Source organism: Streptomyces zaehneri (genome assembly GCF_032248645.1).
GTDB classification, from domain to species: domain Bacteria; phylum Actinomycetota; class Actinomycetes; order Streptomycetales; family Streptomycetaceae; genus Streptomyces; species Streptomyces coriariae.
Genome location: NZ_JASTTJ010000058.1, coordinates 1 through 4,951 on the forward strand (window position 1 = coordinate 1; position 4,951 = coordinate 4,951).

2 protein-coding genes are annotated in these 4,951 nt (G+C 72.9%); both read right to left on the reverse strand.

Annotated features, from left to right (window positions below; translation table 11 throughout):
• A partial coding sequence (locus QQM72_RS40560; RefSeq protein ID WP_314225821.1) for a type I polyketide synthase occupies nucleotides 1–1,856 on the reverse strand: 1,856 nt, incomplete at its 3' end.
• A gap of 60 nt (nucleotides 1,857–1,916) precedes the next feature.
• Nucleotides 1,917–4,868, reverse strand: a complete 2,952-nt coding sequence (locus QQM72_RS40565) for an SDR family NAD(P)-dependent oxidoreductase (RefSeq protein WP_314225822.1) — start codon at nucleotides 4,866–4,868, stop codon at nucleotides 1,917–1,919.
• Nucleotides 4,869–4,951 lie beyond the last annotated feature (83 nt).

Consider the following 4,951-nt stretch of genomic DNA (forward strand, 5'->3'; position numbering starts at 1 on the left):
TCCCCACACCGCCCCATCCACTCCGCAAACACCACCGACTCCGACAACAACCCCAACGCCATCCCCACCCACTGCGCCCCCTGACCCGGAAACACGAACACCACACCCCCACCACCATGAACGGGCGTCGGTATGGAGGTGTTCTCCGCCAGGGCGGTGAGGCGGCTCAGTGCTTCCTGCCGAGTGCCGGCTACCACCACGCCGCGGTGGTCGAACGCCGCGCGTGAGGTCAAGGAGAGGGCGACGTCGTGCAGTGCGGTCTCGGGCCGGTCCTCCAGGAAGGCGGCGAGCCGCCTCGCCTGCTCGCGCAGGGCGTCGGGGGTCTTGCCCGACAGGGCCAGCGGCACCACGCCCTGGGGCACGACCTGTCCGGCGGCCGTCGGCGTGGACTCGACGGGTGCACCGGATGCACCGGGTGCGGTGGCTTCGGGGTCCGCCGGGCCTGACTCCTCGGACGCGGGGGCCGCGGCCTGTGCGGACTCGATGATGACATGGGCGTTGGTGCCGCTGAGACCGAAGGACGACACACCGGCACGCCGCGGCTCGTCCCGCTCGGGCCACTCCCGCGCCTCCGTCAGCAACTCGACCGCACCCGCCGACCAGTCCACCTCAGGCGTCGGAGCATCCACGTGCAACGTCTTCGGCAGCACACCGTGCCGCATCGCCTGCACCATCTTGATCACACCCGCCACACCCGCGGCCGACTGGGCGTGACCGATGTTGGACTTCAGCGAACCCAGCCACAGCGGGCGGTCCTCGCCAGGCCGCTCCTGGCCGTAGGTGGCGAGAAGGGCCTGCGCCTCGATCGGGTCACCGAGCGACGTGCCGGTGCCGTGCGCCTCCACCACGTCGACATCCGCCGCGGACAGCCTGGCGTTCTCCAGCGCCTGCCGGATCACCTCCCGCTGGGCGGGGCCGTTGGGCGAGGTGAGGCCGTTGGACGCGCCGTCCTGGTTCACGGCGGTGCCGCGGACGACGGCCAGGATGTCGTGGCCGTTGCGGCGGGCGTCCGACAGCCGCTCCAGCAGCAGGACGCCCACCCCCTCGGAGAAGCCGGTGCCGTTGGCGCCGGCGGCGAAGGCGCGGCACCGGCCGTCCGGGGAGAGCCCGCGCTGGCGGGAGAACTCGACGAACATCTTGCTGTCGGCCATCACGGCGGCGCCGCCCGCCAGTGCCATCTCCGACTCGCCGGTGCGCAGGGACTGGACGGCGAGGTGGATGGCGACCAGCGACGAGGAGCAGGCGGTGTCGACCGTCACCGAGGGGCCTTCGATGCCGAGCGTGTACGACACGCGGCCCGAGGCGAAGCTGCCGGTGCTGCCGCGTCCGAGGTACGCCTCCAGGTCCTCGGGGACCTGTCGTACGCGCGGGGCGTAGTCGTGGTGCATGACGCCGGTGTAGAAGCCGATCCTGCGTCCGCGCAGGGAGGTGGGGTCGATGTTGGCGCGTTCGAAGACCTCCCAGGAGGTCTCCAGGAGCAGCCGCTGCTGCGGATCCATCGCCAGCGCCTCGCGCGGGGAGATCCCGAAGAAGGGCGCGTCGAAACCGGCCACGTCGTCGAGGAAGCCGCCCTCACGGACGTAGCTCGTGCCCGGGGCGTCGGGGTCCGGGTCGTAGATGCCCGCCAGGTCCCAGCCCCGGTCGGCCGGGAAGGAGGTGATGCCGTCGACGCCGTCGGCCACCAGCCGCCAGAGGTCCTCGGGGGAGGTCACGCCTCCCGGCAGACGACAGGCCATACCGACGATGGCGATGGGCTCCCAGGCCTTCTCCTCGACCTCGCGCAGTCGGCGGGTCGCCTGACGGGCGGTGGCAACGGCCTTGTTGAGGTATTCGCGGTACTTCTTGTCGTCGGCCATGGGGAAGGTCAGCTCCTAGAGAAAGACTTCTGACGGCGAGTGGGGGCGGGGACGGCTGCGTCAGGAAGCCGTGAACTCGTTGAACTCGTTGTCGATGATGTCGAAGACCTCGTCGTCGGTGACCGACTCGAGGTCGTCGTCCGTTCCGTCCTGGGCGGTGTCCGGGGACCACTTGGCCAGCAGGACCTGCAGGGTGGTGGTGACCTGGGCGCGGACCGCCCGGTCGTCGGGTACGGACGCGAGCAGGGTCCTGAGCTTCTCGACCTCGGCGACCGCCCGGTGCACCGCGGACCCGCCCTCGGGAGCGAGCGCCTGGCGCAGGTGGGCGACGAGCACGGCCGGCGCCGGGTGGTCGAAGAGCAGCGTGGCGGGCAGCCGCAGGCCGGTGGCCGCGGACAGCTTGTTGCGCAGTTCGACAGCGGTGAGCGAGTCGAAGCCCAGTTCCTGGAAGGCGCGGTCCGGGTGGACGGCGTGCGTGTCGCGGTGGCCGAGAACGACGGCGGTCTCCGCGCGGACCAGGTCCAGCAGAATCTCGTTCTGAGCGCCCTCTTCGAGGCCGGCCAGGCGCTGGCGCAGCGAGCCGGCCGTGGCGAGGTCCGCGAGCCTTTCGCGGGCTTCGGCCGCCGCGATGCGGCGGACCTCGGGTACGCCCTGGAGAAGCGCGGAGGGCCGGGGTGTGGTGAACGCCGCGTGGAAGCGCTTCCAGTCGATGTTCGCAACGGTGAGGCCGCTCTGACCGCCCGTCAGGGCGCGATCGAGGGCGGTCAGCATCAGCTCGGGGCGTACGGTCTCGATGCCCTGGCGGCGCAGTTGTGGTGCCGAGGTGGCGTCGACCATGCCGCCGCCGGCCCAGGCGCCCCAGGCGATGGAGGTGGCGGTCCGGCCCTGGCCCTGCCGGCGCAGGGCGAGGGCGTCCAGGTAGGCGTTGCCCGCGGAGTAGGCGCTCTGGCCGCCGCTGCCCCAGACTCCCGCGATGGACGAGAACACGATGAACGCGTCCAGTGGGGTGTCGCCGAGCAGTGCGTCGAGGTGGGCGGCGCCCGCCACCTTGGCCGACACCACGGCGCCGAAGTCGTCGAGTGTCGTCTCCTCCAGCGAGCCGAAGCCGTTGACGCCGGCGGCGTGCACCACCGTGCGTACCGGGTCGCCGTCCGCCGTCAGCTTCGCCAGCAGGTCCGCCAGGGCCTGCCGGTCGGTGACGTCGACGGCGGCCACGGTGACCCGGGCGCCGGCCTCGGTGAGTTCGGCGGTCAGTTCGGCGGCGCCCGGGCTGTCGGGGCCGCGGCGGCTGACGAGGACGACGTGTCCGGCGCCGCCCGCGGCCATCCGGCGGGCGACGTGGCCGCCGAGGGCTCCGGTACCGCCGGTGATCAGTACGGTGCCGGTGGGCCGCCAGGGCCTCTCGTCCGGCTGCGGCCGGTACAGCGGTGTCCGCTCCAGGCGTCGGACGAGGACGGTGCCGTCGCGCAGGGCGAGTTGGTCCTCCTCGCCGCTGCCGCCGCCGAGCACCGTGACGAGCAGGGCGCCCGTCTCGTCGTCGAAAGTGGCGGGGAGGTCGATCAGTCCGCCCCATCGGCCCGGGTGTTCGAGCGCGGTGACCTGGCCGAGTCCCCACAGAGCGGCCTGGTCGGTGCTGTGCACCGGGTCGGTGTCGGAGGTGGCGACGGCGTTCTGGGTGGCGAGCCAGAGCGGTGCCTCGATGCCGGCGTCGCCGAGCGCCTGGACCAGGACGAGCGTCGCCGCCAGACCGCCGGTGACTCCGGGGTGGCCGGGGTGGCCGGTCTCGTCGAGAGCGAGCAGGGACAGGACGCCCGTGACGGCGTTCACGTCGGGCACCGCGCCGGCGAGGAGGTCGGTGAGGGCGCCGCGGCCGGATCCGTCGACGGGCAGTGGTACGACGTGGGCGCCCCGCTCGCCGAGGGCGGTGAGGCACGCGGTGACGTTGGCGTCGTCCGTGCGGCCGGCGGGCACGGCGAGCAGCCAGGTGCCGGTGGGTGCCGCTGCCGGGTCCGTGGCCTCGGCCGGTGTCCAGGTCGTGCCGTAGACCATGTTGTCCAGCCGCGAGGAGCCGGTTTCGCGGGCCAGCCGGGCTCCGGCGAGCTGTTCCTGGGTCACCTGACGGCCTATGAGGGCGTCGATGCGGGCGACGGGGGCGCCCCTGTGGTCGGTGACGGTGACCTGCCAGGTCTCCTCGCCGGCGGGGACGAAGTGTGCCCGCAGGCGGGAGGCTCCGCGGGTCCACAGGGTGATGCCGTTCCACGAGAAGGGCAGTCGCGGCAGACCGGTGCCGTAGATCAGCGGGGCGTGCAGCGAGGCGTCGAGCAGGGCGGGGTGCAGGGAGAAGCGTCCCGCGTCCTCCTGCTGCGGCTCGGGCAGCGCGACCTCGGCGAATATCTCGTCGTCGCGGGTCCACACCGCGCGCAGCCCCTGGAAGGCGGGACCGTACTCGTAGCCGCGCTCGGCCAGGCCCGCGTACACCGACGCGACGTCCACGGGTACGGGGGTGGCGTCGGCCGGTGGCCAGGCGAGCGTGGGCTCGAAGGAGTCGAGGTCCTCGGGGACGAGCGTGCCGGTGGCGTGGCGCGTCCAGCCGGGGTCGTCGCCCTCGGCGCGGGAGTGGACCCAGACCGCGCGGCGGCCGGACTCGTCGGGTTCGGCGATCTCGACGCGGACCTGGATGCCGCCGTCCTCGGGGAGGATGAGGGGTGCCTCGATGACGAGTTCCTCCAGGGCTCCGCAGTCGGCCTCGGTGCCGGCGGTGAGGACCAGGTCGACGAAGCCGGTGCCGGGCAGCAGGGCCGTGCCCCACACGGCGTGGTCGGCCAGCCAGGGATGGGTGCGTACGGACCAGCGGCCGGTGAAGGCGACGCCGCCGGTGCCGGGCAGTTCCACGGCGGCGCCCAGGAGCGGGTGTTCGGAAGGGGTGAGGCCGGCGGAGGAGACGTCGCCCTCGGCGTGTTCCTTCTTCAGCCAGTAGCGCTGGTGTTGGAAGGGATACGTCGGCAACTCCACCCGCCGGGCCCCCCGCGCATCGAACGCAGCCTCCCAGTCAACATCAACACCCCCCGCGAACACCTCACCCACCGACCGCAGGA